This window comes from Yersinia sp. FDAARGOS_228 (assembly GCF_002073315.2).
Lineage (GTDB): Bacteria > Pseudomonadota > Gammaproteobacteria > Enterobacterales > Enterobacteriaceae > Yersinia > Yersinia intermedia.
On the sequence record NZ_CP020409.2, the window covers coordinates 545,379 to 564,427 of the forward strand.

Below are 19,049 nucleotides of genomic sequence, written 5' to 3' on the forward strand. Positions count from 1 at the left end.
AACAGCTCCATGTCTATATTCATAATAGATAAAGCTAAACCCGACATCAGGCGCGTATTTAATGGACATCAGTTCGCGGTAATTTTATCGAAAAATCAGCCAGGAAAATAGTTAACTGATTAATAGTGCGGATTCAGAAGACTATACTAACCATAGTTGATGATGGCTTAGAATCCATTATTTGGGTAGTTGAATCCAGTGATGCGCAGAGGCAACACGGCAGGGAAGTCTTTTTATCAGAAAAGGTTAGCCACAAAACAACATAGGCAGCGTCTGTAGTCTATCAAATGAAGTTGGTCGGGACAGATAATAACCCTGTGCGGCAGCAGCATCAGAGCGTTGTACCATAGCCCACTCCTGCGAGGTCTCAACCCCTTCAACGATGACCCCTTTACAGTAGCGCCCCATTAAGGTGACCAATGTGAAGAACAGTTGATTTCCCACTTCACTTTCTTGCAACACAATAAACAAATCTCTGGCGACTTTGATGTACTCATAGCGCCAACTGATAAATGAAGTGAAGTTCGCCAACCCACTGCCAAAATCATCTAACCAGAGTCGGTCGGCTTCAGCAATACGGGCAAAAGGAGTATTAAAAGAGGTGTCGACGTGCTCGAGTAACTCAAAGCGAATGTAAGGCATAGCGTCGATCAGCCGTTTGGCTTGGAGATCATCTTGCATCGCCATCAATGCCTGACCATCAATGTTGATCGAAACCAGTACCGAGTGATGGACAAATATTGCGTGCCACTGCTTAATCATATTCAACTGCTCCAGTACCACATCCAAACGAGCGCGGATACTGATGGCACTGAAGTAATCCTCTGGATTTAAACGCGTATCCGGGGATGAAGGATGAAAAACAGCCGTGAGTAACTCGATCGCCAGCAGCACCCCGGATGTGCGATAGATAGGTTGAAAAGTGTACCGACGCTGACATTGCCGCCAGAAGCTCTGTCCTTTATTTCGATCAATAGCGGCAAAGGATGGCGCAAGTAAACCTGATACTTTATTGGTCATCATCAGTTTAGTCGCCATGTTGTAAGACACCAGACAGTAATGGCAGTGTACATCGCTGCCAGTCTGCTAGCATCCTGTGGAAAACGGTTTTCTTTCTGGAGATGTTATCGACTCAAGCGACCAGAACTTTATATAGCGGCATGACAGATTATCGCTCCCAAGCGGGCTGGCACGGTACATTAAAGCCATCTACAGTAGTTAACTCAATAATGTCATTAATGTTAATGGAGGTCTGTATGCCTTATGTAAATATTAAAATTACTCGCGAAGGGGCGACGGCGCAGCAGAAAAAACAGCTAATCGCCGGCGTCACCCAACTATTAGTCGACACCTTAGGTAAAAACCCCGCCACTACGGTCGTCGTGATCGATGAAGTGGATACCGATAACTGGGGTATTGGTGGCCAAAGCGTCACCGAACTGCGGAAATCGTCATAATTCTGTTCTGAACAGCGGGAAACTTGTCAGTTTCCCGACTTACATCATAAAAAATTTAAAACGTCGTTTTAATACTATTGACTCCAACTAAGCCAGCAGTGAGACTATAGCCAAAGTCATTGGCGTTATTGCACGGCTGCAAACAACGCCACAACGTCGTCAAGTTAGCAGGGGATAACCCGATATCATTCCCATCACTGACTCATCATTCAGGAATAGGCCGCTTTCCATGACCAGCAAAAATATTGCCGTAATCGGCGAATGCATGATTGAACTGTCACAAAAAGGTACCGACCTTAGCCGGGGTTTTGGCGGTGATACGCTGAATACTGCGGTGTATGTTGCCCGTCAGGTATCAAAGCAGGCTTTGAATGTACATTACGTGACCGCATTGGGAACGGATAACTTCAGTGAAGAGATGCTGGCTGCCTGGCAGCAAGAACAAATCCACACTGATCTCATTCAGCGTATGGATAATAAATTGCCAGGGCTGTACTTCATCGAAACCGACAGCACGGGTGAGCGGACCTTCTATTATTGGCGCAATGATGCCGCAGCCCGTTTCTGGCTGACCAGCCCGGCGGCCAATGAAATCTGCCAACGACTGGAAAAATTTGATTATCTGTATCTCAGTGGGATCAGTTTAGCCATTCTAGACAGCGCATCGCGCCAACGTCTGCTGCAATTACTGCGTGCCTGCCGCGCTAACGGTGGCAAAGTTATCTTTGATAACAACTACCGCCCACGCCTGTGGCAGAGCAAGCAAGAGACACAGGAAGCCTACCGCGCGATGTTAGCCTGTACTGATATCGCGTTCCTGACTCTGGATGATGAAGATATGCTGTGGGGCGAGAAACCACTGGAACAGGTGATTGATCGCACTCAGGCTTTGGGCGTGAGCGAGATTATTATCAAGCGCGGTGCAGACTCGTGTATCGTCTGGGAAAAAGACGGTTTTGAAGCCCGTCAATATGATGTTCCAGCAGTCAAACTGCCGAAAGATAAAGTGGTTGATACCACGGCTGCCGGGGATTCCTTCAGTGCGGGTTATTTGGCCGTTCGTCTAACCGGTGGCAGCGCCCACGACGCAGCAGTGCGTGGCCATTTAACGGCCAGCACAGTGATTCAATATCGTGGCGCGATTATCCCACTGGCGGCAATGCCCGCAGTTTAATCGCGTTCGAAGGAGGGGATTAGGCATTCCGTTGACTCACGCCACGGCGGCCCGCCTCCCCTGCTTCATATTGCCACTGACGACTTGCTAGTAACTCATTGCTACTCGCTAATCGCCATTAACGACAGCCCGGCACATACCACCGTTTTTTTGATTACTGTGCTGTCGCTGGTTTTGCTGGGGCAGCTTGTAGTGCTGCATCCTCTGGCACCACCGTATGAGGTGTCATAATAGCGTTATACGCCGCCTGCAGCGCTTTCACATCCACTTCCGGTTCGCCTTTCGGTTGCGTCAGAATCAGCGTGGTATCTTGCGATAACTGTTGTTTCAATTCCTGATTAAGCTCAGCCAGTGTCAAACCCGACAAAAATGCCTGGCGCAACTTCTGATATTGTTCCGGCGCGATATCGACTACGCCACTTTGCTGCGAACGCAGGCGCTGACTCATCAAAACGTCAGTATCAGTTCGGGCATAGGTCGCAAACAACTTACTTAACTGATCGTTTTTCTGCGCCATCAACGCATCAAACTCAGCCTGGCTCAGACCATTAGCACGCAAACTAGCCAGCTCACGGGCGACAAAACTCATCCCCGGTGTCAGGTTTTCAGTCGGTGTATTCAAATGAATAGCACATTGCGCACGCTGATATTGCACCCGGCAATCAAAGCCCAGTTTCAGGTTCTTCTGATCACTTTTATCCAACACTTGCTGGATATGCCAGAACAGCGCCTCACGCGCTAAATCACTGCGCCAGTAACGGCTCAATGCGATGGACTCCTGAATAGGATGCCATGGGGTATCCCACATCAGCGATAGCGTATCTTGTGTCGCTTGCTCATTAATAAGGCTTACCGGTTCTGGCGGCAATGGCGCTAACATCGCAACCGATGCAGGCGTAGTCCGTTTCCCTTTCAGCTCAGAGAACGTTTTACCAATTTGAGCGGCTATGCTGCGGCTATCCACGTTACCGACCACGTACAACGTCATCGCATCTGGGGTGTACCATTGTTCATAAAACTGTTTTAGCTTTTCGACATCAATCGGCTTCGCTACTGGTTGGCCTGGATCATGCCCAATCAAAGAAGAACCTTTGAGCCGATAACGCCACCAAGGCTCCTGAATATTTTGCGGAAAAGTGGCAATAGGATCGGTGGCACCATTCAGTGCTGCATTAACAGTTTGTTCATTTACTGCCAGCTTGCCACTGGTATCCGATAACCAGGACAGCGCTTCCTTCATCAGGTCCGGGCGGTTATTGGGCAAACTTAGACTGTATAAAGTGAAATCATAAGATGTAATCGCCGGTGGCAACGGGCGTTCGTTATCGACCCCTTGCTGCCACAGCGACTGAAGTTGGGCGGGAGTAAAACTCGCGCTGCTCATTAATGCCAGGCGTGGTAGCAGATGGGCAAAACCAACTTGCTGTGCGCTTTCAGCTAATGAGCCAGTATTAACAACCAGACGTAACTCGATCCGATCGCTTGGGCGTTGCGGCGTAGCCAGCAACTGCCATGAGAACCCGTTTTCTAACTTCCCCTGCTGCCAGGCAGGATCGGGTTGTAGTGCTTCAGCCTGCACATTACTGCTGGCGGCAGCCAACAATAATCCACCAACTATGAGACGAATTCTGGTGCCCTGCATGTGAACCCCTACTTAATAAACTATCCAATTTTAAAACGATACAAATTGACATAAGCCAGCCGTGTTTTCACACCAACTGCCCGTGTTTAACTTGTCAGCGCCATCGATATGGCAGCCATAAAGACATGCATAAACCAATCCAGCCATCACAAACTGATCGCTTTGCCGTCATTATTGGGCGAAAAATCAACGGTCAACACCACCGTGAAACCCGGAGGTGGAAGTGTACCATTCTGTTAGACCGCATGCTTTTGCCGATGTCACTCAACAGAGTAAAAAATAGTATCTAAAGGGTATTTACCACAAGAAGATCGAGGGTGGGGCATTATTTTCGAGATAGAGTGCAGAGGTGCTACCGGTGACAGCAAGCCACCGGTAGTAATTTGGTCGTACAAATCGACCGAGTCTTGATCGTTAATGCTACGAAGAAGAAAGACCGTTTTTTATCTCACTATTCGGCGGTACTTTGTTTGATAGCACTGCCTGCAACTGGTCGTTATCCAGTTGTTTACACCACTTGGCAACCACAATAGTTGCAACGCCGTTACCCACCAGATTTGTCAGGGCACGAGCTTCGGACATAAAGCGGTCGATACCCAGAATCAGCGCCAGTCCAGCCAGTGGCAAATGCCCAACCGCAGAGATGGTCGCCGCCAACACAATAAAGCCACTGCCTGTGACACCGGCCGCACCTTTGGAGGAAAGCAACAATACCACCAGCAATGTGACCTGATGAATAATATCCATATGGGTATTGGTTGCCTGCGCAATAAACACCGCAGCCATGGTCAGGTAAATAGAGGTGCCGTCCAGGTTAAATGAGTAACCGGTCGGGATAACCAACCCCACGACGGATTTCTTACACCCTGCTTTCTCCATCTTATCGAGCATGCGCGGTAGCACGGACTCAGAAGATGACGTCCCCAATACGATCAGCAGTTCTTCTTTTATATAGCGGATAAACTTGAAGATGTTAAAGCCATTGAATCTCGCAATCGACCCAAGCACGACCACCACAAATAGAATACAGGTCGCGTAGAAGCAAATAATCAACTGACCCAGTTGCACCAAGCTGCCCACACCATACTTACCGATAGTAAAGGCCATCGCACCGAAAGCCCCGATCGGCGCCAGGCGCATAATCATGTTGATGATACCGAAGATAACGCGGGAGAAACTCTCAATAACATTAAAGATGAGCTGACCTTTTTCACCCAAACGGTGCAGGGCAAAACCGAACAGAACAGCAAACAGCAACACTTGCAAAATATTACCGCTGGCAAATGCCCCCACCACACTACCTGGGATGATATCCAGCAAGAATGGCACGATCCCTTGTTGCGAGGCTTGCTCAGCATAAAGTGCAACTGCTTTGGCATCCAAAGTTGCCGGGTCGATATTCATACCAGCACCAGGTTGCACCACGTTCACAATCACCAGCCCAATCAATAGTGCAATGGTACTGACAATCTCAAAATAGAGCAGTGCAATCGCGCCAGTACGACCAACGGCCTTCATACTCTCCATGCCCGCGATACCGGTAACCACGGTACAGAAAATCACGGGTGCGATAATCATTTTAATTAGTTTAACAAATCCATCACCCAGAGGTTTCATCTGCGCGCCGATGTCGGGGTAAAAGTGCCCTAACAATACGCCCAAGGTAATTGCCGTTAACACCTGAAAATAAAGACTTTTAAATATTGAAACTTTCATGACTATGTCCTTTTGGGTAAGTACACGGCAGCCTGTCGCTTAACTCTTTGTGATGATTGAGTGACACTTCTTTTTTATCCGTGCTTGCGCGGAAAATAACACCCTCATAACAATATGGAAATTATTAGTTGCACTGGATTGCACCCTTAACGCGAAATTAAGAACTGAAACGCTTCAAGCGGAAGTAACAACGAAAATACAGACAGATCAACCAGACAATTAACCAAAAATGATGAGTCCGCAGAAGGGGCAAAAAAAGAGGTGATTAATAGCCTGGGTGCGTAGGGAAATAGCAGTTTTTTTAACCGGGTGAATCGTCTATATCTGGCAGAAGTGGCCCCCTTTTAGGGTGATGTATCAAGGGGGCGAGTGGCTCATGTCCAACAAACTTACTTGATTGCCCGAGTAGGGGCAGTGGCTGCACTGTTAATGGTAACTTCGTTGATGGCGCTCCACTTATTGATATCCGTACCAAAAGTATCCAGCTTGATATATTTGGCTGTCACCGGTGTAAAAGTCAGCTTCTCACCGTTTTTGTCCGCCGTAGAGGTTTCCAACCCTTCCGCTAACGGCTGCCAACTCTTCCCATCACTGGAATAGGCGATGGAGAATTTCAGTTTACGCTCAGTGGGTTTGAATGGAACGATGAGGATGTTTTCAATGGATTGTTCTTTATCCAACTCCAGTTGAATCCAGCTATCTCCCGATGCCGCCCAACGCGTTTTTACATCGCCATCGGCAATATTCGCCGGAACATGGCCTTTTTCGCTGTCATAACCTGAGGCGGTAACAGCGACAATCTGCGCGGCATAACCCGATGTGCAGACCAGCGAACCTAGTATCAGTGTGGCTAAAACTTGTTTTTTCATCAACCTATCCTTTGTATCACGACACAGAGAACCCGAGAGGAAAAGCGCCGGAACAAGCAACCCTGGGAAGCCACTGCCCGGCACTTTACCAACAGCGGCCCCAGCACGGGCCACTGTCGGGACTATTTACGGCCGTTCGGTTGCAGCTTCTCACCCACATTGAGCAAGAACAGTTCATTATCACGGGTTGAGATCCGGGCCGAACCGTCGTCCATTCGGTAAGCGCCTTCAGTAAAACCAGCACCATTCAGGAAAGGGGGGACTGCCTGTGGTTTATTGCGTAATGAAGCCTCTAGTGCCAATAAAGCGTAAGGCTCAATGGCATCTATATCTGCATATTGACGATCTGGTGACGCCATAAAGAAGCCGTCGATATAGCGGGTTTTAATGATGTTATCGCCGATTTTCTCTGCTAATAACCGATAGTCTTCCACCTGACTGCCATGGTAGAGATCTAATAAAGCAAACAAAGCGTATGGATCGCTGTTGGTAGTATCCAACTTGATCTTCACCTCTTTACCTGGTGCGGTGCCAAGATCACCTAGCCCCTGATCGTTTGCAATACCGCGAGCCACTTTCCACAACAATGGATCATTATCGATAGCATAAGCACGGGCATATGAAATCAGGAATTCGTTGCCCGCTTTGTACGGCTTGAGCACGGTACCTTTTTTGCCATAATAGCCATCACGCGGCAGTGTATAATTGGACAAATCTTGCCCATCGGCAATCATTGGGCGGAAGGTGTTGTCCTTATCGTTATAAGCATATTGCGCGAATGCTTTGAGACCATCCACGGTCCATTTCAATAAATCTTGCCCTTGATTGCCCAGGTCTTTACCCAATTGCAACTGCATCAGCGCATTTTCAGAGTAAAGCGTACTGGTGCGCCCTTTGAGCATCATATTGCCTTCCAACGCTGCTGGGCCAAACTCAGGACCAAACTGACGCTGTGCGCGGTCACCGAACTTGGAGTGGGTATCGGCGTCATCCGTTGGTTCTTCCCGTTTGAGTGCTTGGGTAAACTGATAAACACCAAGGCCAGTTTTTGCATCACGTGGTAATACATACTGCGAGGCTAAACGCTTAGCCCACACTAATGCTCCTGGCTCTTGCTGATGTTTATAAAGCAGGGAAGCGGAATAGATCAGATCATTGCCCGCATTGAGGAAGCTAAGACCTTTGGTGGCAAAGAATGGCGGTTGCTGCTCGAATTTACTTTCCCACAAGGCCCCCATTGGCTTGCCATATTCGCCATGGCGGCTGGTTTCGAGGATACGCCAGTCATAGACATGGGCATTCCAGAAACCACGAATAAAGCGGGCAGTTGCATCACTATCAACACTGAACATCAAATCATAGTAGGGATAGGCATTTTTCAGTTCATGCACCCTCTCTTTTTCACTCGGTCCTTCTGGTTGCAGCGTTTTCAGGTCAACAAAGCGATGACCGCCCCAATAGAGTAAACCGCTCGGATCTTGATAATTCTGGAAATGATAGCGAACGATATCTTCAGCTCGCTTTTGATAACGGGCATCATTGGTAAGCTGGCTCAAGCCGCTCATGACACGCATCAGATTTTGTTGTGCTGAGAAGTTTGATAACACAGCCCGACGGCCATCGGGGAAGATCCATTCCATCTGCTGGCCAGTACGGGGGTCAACACCATCCGCCAACAACGGGCTGGGCTTATCGCCGTGGTAAGTATCTGAAGCCTTGCTTAACACGTTATCGACATACTGTTTCACAACAGTGAGACGATCAGTATCCGCAGCCTGTCCGACGGGTATATACAGCGTTGCCAGTGCTGCCATACTCAAGAATAACGCTCTTTTTTTCATTACTTGCTACCTGTCAAAAATCGTTATGTGAGGTGTGACCCCTGAGGTCAGAATCTGATTATGTCAATGATAGATCAGAAGCTGTATTTCACCCCAACGCGATAACGGGTTTGACGTTCGTTGGTATATTTGCTGCCAGCAACGTTACCCACTGCCATATAAGGAGACCAGTTCTTATCCCACTTGTAAGTCAATTTAAAATCGTGGCTCCAGTCGTAGTTCTCCTTATTTGCCAGTACAACGCCAGCTTTATTGGCTTGTTTGTAGTCCAGCTCATAGTCTAATTGGTAGTCTTTAAAGAATTTATAGCTGACTACGCTCGTCAGATTATAGCCATTTTCAGACGTATCTTTTGGCGTATTAATATTGGCGCTGGTGCGTTTGTAATAAGGACGATAACGGAAGGAAACAGAGAGATCGTCAACGATATTAGCCTTACCACGCAGGTAAGGACGATAACTATTGGCTGTCGAGCTTGAGTCTAATGAGAAACCTGGTTCAATAGAGAATGTATTATCAATTTTGTATACATAGCTGGCAACGACTTCAGTACCATTGCTGACTGTTTCATTAAATGCTTTATCTTTGTCCTGAGCCCCTTTCCATTTGCCTTCCAATGACAAACCAAAACCATTTGCGAAGCGGTGTGACATTAATAAACGATCTTTGTGGGTGTTACCACTTTGATCTTGCATTTCATGGCGATAGTCAATAGTTACTGCCATTGCGCTCGTGCTGATAAGTGATGCCATTGCCAGAGATAATAATTTAAATTTCATTCCAATTTCCCTTATTTTAATAAAGATAAGTATTATTATGATAAATACAAAAGCAACTTATGGAACGTCATTCTATTTATTTTGATATTAAGTTCCGAGATCTATGACTAATAGTTTGAAATTAATAAAACAAATATCCATTTATGTGACATAGTTCAAAGTAAATAGTTTTAACTAATGTCTATCGTCTGTAATTATTCTGCTGTAACGTAGGCGCAGCAAGGGATTGTCGCTATTTTAAAGAGGATAACGTGAGGGATAAATAGTCTTGACGTGGCAGGCAATAATATTGTAGGCACAAGCGAATATAAGGAAAATACATCCCAGCCCAATATTTTCATATGGGTATTATTGATAGTTTTAATCACTTTTACACTGCAGATGATATTTGCTATTTTCTTGTAGGCAAAGGATTGGTAGATATACACGCCAAACCAAGGTGTGACGGATATTTCTTATTAAAAATTAAGGTAATTTAATATAAGAAAAGATAAGATCTTGATATTCCCTGCATAGATGAAAATTCTGATATTTAGCCATATTGTAGTGATTACACCAGCATAATCTGTAGACCAAAAGGGGCAGCCAGCGAATGAACAATTCCACCGGTTACCTCAACCCGTTTTTTGGTAAGCACCAAAACAAACGTTGCAACGGTACCGCTTTATCTTCAGCGGCACCGTTGCCTCCCATAAAGGCCATGTTGTTAATTTAATTAAATTTGATATAACAATTTAGTTAATAATAATTGATCAAGAATACGGCTTTACCACTTGCTTTACCCGGTACGGCGTTCGCTTCGGTTTGAATATAACGAGCCACCAGTGGAACGCGTATCGTAGAGCTGCCGTCTTTTGGCAGCGTTAACGTTTGTTCTGCGGCAAAGTTAAAGAATGTTGGCGCCTGGTTGCTCATACCCCAACCGATTTGTATGCCTACACCCGATGCAGCTCCCGGTACCGTTGAATCGATAGCCATCACTCCATTTATCGAATCAATAACATTGCTCGTTGGTGTTAATCGCACACCAATACTGTTACTGGTTGACGTTGCTACAGCACCCGTACCGGTGCTGTAGTCAAACATCAGTGTGCTATTGTTTGCATTATAGAAACCATAAAAAGTAGGGCAATTTGTCAAGGTAATCGAGGCATCTACCCACGGCGTTGTGGCACCAATAGCCGTAAAGTATTGCCGTTTCTCATAACTCCCCATATTCACATTCACATTCGGTGTCGTGCAGGTCTGGGTAGATACTGTTAACTGCCCCTGAAACTTGATCACGTAAGCTTTGACGGGAAGTCCTGTTGTTGCAGGGTGAGCCAGTGGGTTAACAATAGAGATATTGGCAGACGGCAGTTTTGAGGCATCAAGACTATAATTTCCAGGTGTAATCGTGCCGGTTTTTATTAATGAGACATAGAGGGTTCTACCCGTCAGGTAAGGTTCATATGACCCACCTGTCACTGGACTTTGCATATCAGCAGGATATTGATAGTTAGCCTGGCCCAAAATAGCCGCATCAGCATTGTTGTTACGGGATATGGCAATCCCGATACCCGGAATATTGGTCTGATATACCGCACCGCTAAAGGGGCTACCCGTCCAATTAGCCAGTGGCAAAGGGGCCTGCTCAATCCCCCATGTAATATTGAACCACATAGTAGTATCTACTGGGGACGTGCATTTCATCACGCTAAGGCCGGTTGACCCACTATTCCAACGCCCCTGATAAATCACCGTTCCGACTGGAATATCTGCACCGGCTGAAATCGCCGGAGGGGTGAGTTGCACCGTATCCGTGCGGGGGGCCCCGTTCTGCGGCGCACAAACCACCTCAGCCCAAACGCTATGGCTGGTCATCATGAGTAAAACAAGCCCGACGGTACTTTGTATTATTTTTTTCATTCGTTCACCTTTGGCACAACTACGCATTACTTTCGCTATTTTGGCGGTCACCGACAGAACACAAAATTGATTTAAATATACTTTACGCACAAGTTATTACCCCTTTAGTTCTGTATGCCGTTCTTCTCAGTTTGTGATGGTTCGATGCTCACTGACTTGTCCCTGAGGCACACAGGTCGAGGTAAACCGCATCATCGCGCTGGCTTTACCGTTGGCTAATTGCGGCGGCAGAATATAGTTCAGGTAACATTGCTGGCCGGTACCTTCACCCCAACTGACTTGCAAGCGACCACGCTCTTCGCTCACCCGCGCATAAATCTGCCCACCCTGACCGACAGAACCCACCACCTGACCTTTGGTGTCTAACACTTGTGCGCCAAACGGCACCGGTTCGCCATCTGACTGGGTGGCATTGACCAATATTGGATAACCCTTGGTACTTTTATATTTCACCATCACCACCGCACCGGCATTCGGGGCCACTTTCTGACTGGTGGATTCCAGCTCCACGTCATAAGAGGTGCCCTTCGGATCGATAGTGATTTCATTCATCTGATAGGCACTCAGATACGGCACCACGGCATAACCCCGTGAATCAATTTTCACACCAGAGTAACCGGAGACTTCAGCCCCCTCAGCGCCTTTGGCTTCCACCACCGCAAAGGTCTCACTGCTGTACGGCGTTAACGTCACGCCACCGGGGTGAGCAATCATGCTGCCGGAGATGCCGACAGAGCCGCTTTGATAACTGCTGCCACCGCCATAAGAAGCCATGGTGGTCGCTTTAGCGCCACGGTACTGACCATTGACACTGCCACTGGCACCCGAACCGCCATTGCTGTTCATTGCAGTAGCCCCATAACTGAACTGGCTTTGCTCGCCGGCACTGCCTGAAACCGATGCCTGTTCGCCCCAGTTGCCCTGACCATTGCGGTTCATTTCCAGCCGCATTTGCGGCACATTCGTCTGGTCATTACGCCCCAACGGGAAGCTCATACTGAGCAGATAGGTGTTTTGCATCTCACCAAACCCGGAGCGGCTGCGGTTAACGCTGACACCGTAGGTCATACTTTTATAATTATTGCTGTAACCCACCTGATACTGCTGGTCACTGCCGTCTTTATTCCAGTAATCCTGCAAAGAACCACTGATATACATCTGACCCCAGCCGTCCGGTAACCCCTGATTGGCAGTAACAGTTAAGCGGTTTTTCGCCCGGTAGATACTGTTGGCATCGTAGCCCTGGCGTTCGGCATCAAGGGTTTGCATCGCTGTGGAGAAATCCAGGTAGCCTTGAGTCGAAAAGCGGTGCGCCGCCACACTCAGGTTACTGTTGGTTTCTGCAATGACCTTGCTGTAGCTGACCTGGTAGCTCTGACCACTTTCATTGCCGTTGCGCAGGCGGGTATTCGCCTGTGTCACGTCGACCGCCACCGCCCCAATCGGGGTACTGAACGCGGTCCCAACCTGCAAGGCATAATAGTCTTCACTGGCCTGTGCACCGGTATAACCGGTAATGCTGTTGTTCAGGCCACGCTGATAGGTTCCCTGATAAAGACCCGGTGTAAAGGAGAGTGAGTCATTGCGCACTTTACCCACCGTCAGGCTGTAGCGCTGCGAACCGGGCCGCAGCAATTGCGCCACCGCCGCAAAAGGCACCTGGAAGTTCTGTGTGCTGCCGTCGGCTTCACGTACCGTCACATCCAGATTGCCGCCGTAGCCGGTAGGATAGAGGTCATCAATGATAAATTCGCCCGGCGAAACCGTGGTTTCATACAATACCTGACCACTTTGGCGCACGGTCACCAGCGCATTGGTGCGGGCAATCCCGCGCACTTCTGGGGCATAGCCACGCAGGGACTCTGGCAACATGCGGTCATCGGTACTGAATTGCGCGCCAGTGAAAGGCACGGTATCGAACAACTGCCCGGTGGTATTGGATTGCCCCAACAACACACGGCCCAGCGCAGCCGGGACATCCCGCTGCACATAGCTGTTAATACTGCTGTATTTACTGTCGCCATTCTCTTGCCAGTTATACGAGCCGTTATGACGGAAATACCATGAACCGAGGTTTAACCCGGTGTTAATCCCGGCAAAAGCCGAGTTAAATGTCTGCCCGTTGGAGGAACTGCTGTAGCCATTGAGTGAATAACCCAGCATCCCTGACGTCACCCCGCTGTCCCACAAAGCCGGATTGACGGTGCCACGGGCGGTACGGAGTAACAGCGCTTGTGGAATAGTAATATCCAGCCGCTGTTCGCCACTGTCAAAGACCGCCTGGGCATCGGGGAGTAATGACTCCAGATCGACACAGCCCGCCTCTTTTTTCAGTGGGGCCAGTGATTCAAGCGGTAAAACGTCAGTCTTGAGATTAAGACTGGCAATGACCGACGAGGATAAACAGGCATGGACACTCTTATCGTCGCGGGTCTTAAACTCCACATTCTCATTACCAATCAGGGTATTGTTTAAATAAATGTCAGCACGGTAGGTGCCGGGTAACACGCTTCCCTCTTTCGAGAAGCGGCTTAAATCAATACCGGAGCCACCGTGTTCAGTATTTAAGTAAATATTGTCAAACTCCACAGCCTGGGGTTTATTAGGCTCAAGAGATACAGGACTCTCTGTTTTTCCAATGCTATCAACAGCAAAAACAGCCGGCGATAAAAAAGCAGCAATAAGAGCCGCCGCCACGGGCGTTAAACGACCACTACGGGTAGGTAGTTCTGCTGAAAAAGGCATTGCGGGGTATTTCATTATTCAATGATTCCGTAGCGTACAGACGTATTCCGCCCCCACGAAATAAATGTGGTCATCAGCGGATGCTATGTATAGCTGTTATAGAAAAATTAAATTAATGCTTAATGGGCTGACTCAGTTTATTAAGTGCGCCATAATCATTAATAAATTCAAATTCAACGCTATTCCCGGCGGTATTTCCCGGTAACGAAAAAGTCAGCGAATTATTAGGGCTAATCATTTGGCCTTCAACCGGCGCTGTTTTACTGCCGGTCATCCCCACCGTGACCAAAGAAATATGGAACGGTGTCGGATTGGTGGCTTTAAGTCCGCCGGGGGTTCTGGTCCAAACCAAAGATTGTGCGGCATCATTGGGATTACCGACCAAACCTGTGGGACGGAAAAACAATTTAATCCGGGAACGGTATGCCATCTGTAAATAGTTCTGGCTGCTACTCGCATCCGCTTTAGCCGGTATCTCTAATACATTTAACCAAAAAACAGATTCTTTATCTTTTGGTAAAGCAGAACCGGTATAACTGATTCGCAGTGTCTGGCTTTTATTCGGCTCAACCCGATTAATTGGTGGCGTCAGAACAAAAGGCACTTTCAGCATTTCTGGGCGGGCATTCACATCCCCGTTATCAATCCAGCTTTGTAATACTACTGGGCCGGTGCCGGTGTTATTGACTCTTACCGTCACTTCTTTTTGTTTTTCGGGATAAATTACCCGGGTTCCGGTAATAACAACACTGGCCTGAACAGAGCGACCGACAAATAAAATCAAGAGCAAGGCTGAAAATACAGTGAAAAAAAGACGGTTAGTGCTGTTCATAACAACCTCGACACTTATTGAATGTGTGCATGCTTAATTTTAGTTCTTATCGTCAAAAAGGGCAGATATCTGCCCTTTAAAATTTATATATTACTCGTTAATACTTATTTGTATTGAATAGAGTAAACCACGTTGCTGACAACTGTACCGGCAGTGGTTGCACCATCAGCATAATATTGAACTGCATACGGCAGTGAAGCAGAACCAGTAGTAGCATCAATATAAGTCGTGCTGGTAGTCTGGTTGCTGTTACCGGCTTTAATTGGTGTCATTGCGTTAGACGCATCCAGCAGTTCCAAGCTAACCTGACCGGCAGTACCGCTTACATTTTTCAGGTGGCCGGTAACCACATCGACACTTGGGCCTGCTTCAAAGAAAGCAGAAACTGTTTTCAGAGTGCCAGCACAGTTGCTCAGTGCCATGCCAAAGCTGGTGCTGCCTGCAACCTGGTTAGCAGAAGTCAGTTGGTTAGTACCTACTGTCGGCAGTACAACTGTTGCGTCTGCGCCTTGACCATCAACGGATACATCACAAGTGGAAGCCGTCAGTTCACCATTAAAGGTGATGGTACCGGTAGAAGCAGCTTGAGCAGCGTTAACACCAGCGAATGCAGCAACGATTGAGGCAATAATAGCTAATTTTTTCATTTATATTTCCGATTAATAATAGATGTATGAGTTAAATAACTCGGTACTGTTATGTGTTAATTCGATTGTGGCTATTCCACAAGAATTCATTAGATATTTATTTATCGCTGCTGGGCAATAAGACCAGTTAATGAGTTATTTCAATAATCCAATTAATGTCAAAGCTCAATGTATATATTTGGTAGCGAAGACGATATTTTAAATATCTTTTATATAGTGGGAGTAAGGCGGGTTTCTAATATTCACAATGTCCGTGCTGTATATTAAACCTAAAACATCCTTGTCGCTGTGCTCACTTGCTATGGATTAAAGTATACGCGATCGATTCATCTAGTAAACACCGATATCACAGATCAATGGTCTGCATGCAATATTATCTTTCAGCTCATTATGCTAAATACTATCTTTGACGAAGATTTTTAGATCGTCTACATATAAAAAAGTAATCGTTAATGTGGATTAAGATCATTTTAGTAGATTATCATGTTTTTATTTTAATAAATAAAATAGTCCATTTCTATTTGCGGGGAGTAAACAATCTGAACCCCCCCGTATTTAAGCCCACAAATAAAAATAAAATTCCTACGCAGGTGTGGGAATTTTATTTTTATTTGTCGGTGTTAGTACATTCACACTACACTCACCCCACTTAATTCTCGATAAATACAAACTAACGTCATGCCTTTTTATAAAGACATAAGGCTAACTTTTTTGGTAATTGGCAAATAGCCAGTAGTGATAAACTCAGCATTCTTTTGGTGGAAAGGGCAGTTCAGGAATCCTTTCCATGATAGCTGACTCAAGTCAGTGATTCGGGTGACAAATCTGCCGGGAGCAGATTTGAACGCTGCTTGCAGCGGCCTCAACGAGCGAGGCCCAAGGATGGACCGAGTATACGAGTGCAGCGAACAACGCTGCGGCGTCAAGGACGAAGGAAACAGCCAAAGTCATTGTCGTTGCAGCCAGGCAGCCAGCAAACGACAAATTGGTCGGGAACCGATTTGGACAGCATTTATGCTAGCCCGTCGGGTGACTCAAGTCAGTGATTCGGGTGATAAATCTGCCGGGAGCAGATTCGAACGCTGCTTGCAGCGGCCTCAACGAGGCGAGGCCCAAGGATGGGCCGAGTATACGAGTGCAGCTAACAACGCTGCGGCGTCAAGGACGAAGGAAACAGCCAAAGTCATTGTCGTTGCAGCTAGGCAGCCAGCAAATGAATCCCGATGAGCTGACTCAAGTCAGTGATTCGGGTGACAAATCTGCCGGGAGCAGATTTGAACGCTGCTTGCAGCGGCCTCAACGAGGCGAGGCCCAAGGATGGGCCGAGTATCCGAGTGCAGCTAACAACGCTGCGGCGTCAAGGACGAAGGATGTAGCGCGCCTCAAACACCTCTCGCGGTAACGGCTCTGAAAACAAAAACCCCTGCCCACAGTAGATGCCATGTTTTAGCAACCATTGACGTTGCTCATCTGTCTCGATACCTTCGGCCATTACTCGCAGCTTTAATGCTTCTGAAATAGTGGCGATAATGCGCGCCATTACGTCATCTTCTGGCAAGTGTTTCACAAAACATTTATCTAGCTTAATCATGCTGATTGGCAGGCCTTTCAGATGATTGAGATATTGAAGACTTGAATACCCCATACCAAAATCATCCAAAGCGATCGACAAACCCAGCCCCTGTAATTCGCGCAGTAGCCCGAGAGCTTCATCCAGATTCTGAATACGGGCGGTTTCGGTTATTTCCAGTAATAACTGGCGCGGATCGATTTGATACTGATTAATGATGGTTTTCAGATGCGGTAAAAACTGATCACTCTGCACCTGTGATCCAGAAATATTCACTGCCAACGATAGGGTAATCCCTTGCGCTTTCCAGTCAGCCAGAATACGGCATGCCTCTTCCAGTACCCAGTTACCCAGTGGCATCATCACGCCCCCCTCTTCCGCACCAGGGACAAACTCTGAAGGGGAACGATAACTACCATCCGGCTGAGGCCAGCGTAACAACGCTTCTGCGCCGATAACCCGCTGATCTTGCATATTCCATTGGGGTTGTAAAAACAGCCGGAAGTCGTGATTTTCAATTGCCTGTAAAATGTCATTCTCCTGAGTCAGTCGCTTTTGCGTTTTCTCAGTCAAATGTGGCTCAAACACGATAATCTGGTTTCGCCCCTGATGGTGAGCAGCCATCATCGCAGTGCTGGCATTGCGCATCAGAGACTCGGCTGTCTCATCCTGGTATTGGTAATCAGTAATCCCAATACTGGCGCTGGGCCGCAATTGCATATTGCCAAAGACCAAGGGTTGGGTAATCTGCAGCATAATCTGCCGTGCCAACTGCATTGCCGGGAACGGGCGACTGATCCCTCTGGCGAGTACTGCAAACTCAGTTTTACTCAGTTGCGCCAGCAGGCTGTTTTCATCAATACACTGCTCAAGTTGCTGTGCCATCGTCAGCAAGAGCTGCCGGTGCTGCTCTTCACTCATTACGCCGGAAACTTCTTGCAATGTTTCAATGCCAATGACGAGCAGGTGGAATTTCTCAGCATGCATGCCAGCCGCAATTTCCTGCTCAAGCAGAGCCATAAACAACGGGCGATTGGGGAGTTCAGTTACTGGAAAACGGGTATTTATACGGGTCATATCCGTATAAGCTTCGGCTAATAGCTGCTGATTACGGTTGTAATTGTGTACCAGTACGCCTAATTCATCATCCTGATGGTGGGCAGGTAAGGTCAGTTGGTGGTTAAGTACACCTTGCTGACCGATCTTTTCCAGCTCTTTAGCCATTGCCCGTAGCGGATGGATAATCAGGCGGTTAATACACCAAGCGATAGAGACTGAAAGTACCAATGCCAGTAACAAATAGGTCGATAACATGGCCGACAACGCACTGAGAATGAACTGATACATACGGAATGAGTCGGCACGCAACACTAAATGTGCCAGCGGCTGCGGATTTGCGGATACCCGCTCCAGAGCATAGAGCGGCACGGTTATTTGTACTGGCAGGGAAAAAATGCGCTTAGCCCAGCGAGGAACAGGCCGTTCCGTGGGGAAGTTGGCATGTAATACCTGAATCTGATTCGGCAATATCACGTCAGCACGACTGAGAATACCAATCGGTAACAAGCTATTGAGGATTTTTTTGGCTTGTGGGACATCGACACTTAATATGGCTTCTGACAACGGTTGGCGAACTGAATAGGCGATGCTCTCCAACTGCTTGGCGTAGTCATCTTTGCGCTGCTGCACAAAGTGGAACAACTGAAGGACGATAAAAATACAGATGGTCACCAGTGCTACAACTGCCACTGCCGCCATTTGTTTAATCGTTAATGAACGCCTTACCTGCAAACTTGCTCTCCGCCAATGCCGACTGAATAAAATAAAATGGTGCCATTATGATATGGCGTCTCACCGATGCTGTCTGAG

General features: G+C 47.4%; 13 protein-coding genes. 2 read left to right on the forward strand and 11 right to left on the reverse strand.

Annotated features, from left to right (window positions below; all coding sequences use genetic code 11):
• Positions 1-246: 246 nt before the first annotated feature.
• Positions 247-1,038 (reverse strand): cyclic-guanylate-specific phosphodiesterase, encoded by a 792-nt coding sequence (gene pdeH / locus A6J67_RS02530; RefSeq protein WP_005187075.1) that lies wholly within the window; start codon positions 1,036-1,038, stop codon positions 247-249.
• Between the two features lie 218 nt (positions 1,039-1,256).
• Between pdeH and A6J67_RS02535 the strand changes: the two genes are divergently transcribed.
• Together A6J67_RS02535 and A6J67_RS02540 are read left to right on the forward strand one after the other, a co-directional pair.
• Positions 1,257-1,457 carry a 2-hydroxymuconate tautomerase family protein gene (locus tag A6J67_RS02535; RefSeq protein ID WP_005187072.1) on the forward strand — a complete coding sequence of 67 codons (201 nt, stop codon included), beginning with the start codon at positions 1,257-1,259 and terminating at the stop codon, positions 1,455-1,457.
• Between the two features lie 229 nt (positions 1,458-1,686).
• Entirely contained in the window at positions 1,687-2,631 is a 945-nt protein-coding gene (locus tag A6J67_RS02540; protein ID WP_080608043.1) for a sugar kinase, read from the forward strand.
• 154 nt (positions 2,632-2,785) lie between these two features.
• On the opposite strand, the gene A6J67_RS02545 is transcribed toward A6J67_RS02540, so the two are convergent.
• The 10 genes from A6J67_RS02545 to hmsP all read right to left on the reverse strand — a co-directional run bounded on the left by A6J67_RS02545 (position 2,786) and on the right by hmsP (position 18,971).
• Complete coding sequence (locus A6J67_RS02545) at positions 2,786-4,273, reverse strand: M16 family metallopeptidase (protein WP_032906782.1); 1,488 nt, start codon at positions 4,271-4,273, stop codon at positions 2,786-2,788.
• Between the two features lie 420 nt (positions 4,274-4,693).
• Entirely contained in the window at positions 4,694-5,989 is a 1,296-nt protein-coding gene (locus tag A6J67_RS02550; RefSeq protein WP_005187066.1) for a dicarboxylate/amino acid:cation symporter, read from the reverse strand.
• 389 nt (positions 5,990-6,378) lie between these two features.
• Positions 6,379-6,858, reverse strand: a complete 480-nt coding sequence (locus A6J67_RS02555; protein WP_050088638.1) for a discoidin domain-containing protein — start codon at positions 6,856-6,858, stop codon at positions 6,379-6,381.
• Positions 6,859-6,980: 122 nt separating this feature from the next.
• Positions 6,981-8,699, reverse strand: coding sequence for a pectate lyase (locus A6J67_RS02560; protein ID WP_050297628.1), 1,719 nt, complete (start codon positions 8,697-8,699; stop codon positions 6,981-6,983).
• A gap of 74 nt (positions 8,700-8,773) precedes the next feature.
• The gene (locus tag A6J67_RS02565; protein WP_005187063.1) at positions 8,774-9,478 is read right to left on the reverse strand and encodes an oligogalacturonate-specific porin KdgM family protein; all 705 of its coding nucleotides are present in this window, start codon (positions 9,476-9,478) and stop codon (positions 8,774-8,776) included.
• Positions 9,479-10,216: 738 nt separating this feature from the next.
• Entirely contained in the window at positions 10,217-11,386 is a 1,170-nt protein-coding gene (locus A6J67_RS02570; RefSeq protein WP_050297631.1) for a fimbrial protein, read from the reverse strand.
• 126 nt (positions 11,387-11,512) lie between these two features.
• Positions 11,513-14,146: a fimbria/pilus outer membrane usher protein gene (locus A6J67_RS02575; protein ID WP_080608044.1), complete on the reverse strand. Its 2,634-nt coding sequence runs from the start codon at positions 14,144-14,146 to the stop codon at positions 11,513-11,515.
• A 97-nt stretch (positions 14,147-14,243) separates the two neighbouring features.
• A complete protein-coding gene (locus A6J67_RS02580) occupies positions 14,244-14,963 on the reverse strand; it encodes a molecular chaperone (RefSeq protein ID WP_050288703.1) in 720 nt (239 codons plus the stop codon).
• A 104-nt stretch (positions 14,964-15,067) separates the two neighbouring features.
• On the reverse strand, positions 15,068-15,610 hold the full coding sequence (locus A6J67_RS02585; protein ID WP_005187043.1) for a fimbrial protein: 543 nt from the start codon (positions 15,608-15,610) through the stop codon (positions 15,068-15,070).
• A gap of 1,357 nt (positions 15,611-16,967) precedes the next feature.
• Positions 16,968-18,971: a biofilm formation regulator HmsP gene (hmsP, locus tag A6J67_RS02600; RefSeq protein ID WP_226967876.1), complete on the reverse strand. Its 2,004-nt coding sequence runs from the start codon at positions 18,969-18,971 to the stop codon at positions 16,968-16,970.
• Between the last annotated feature and the right edge of the window lie 78 nt (positions 18,972-19,049).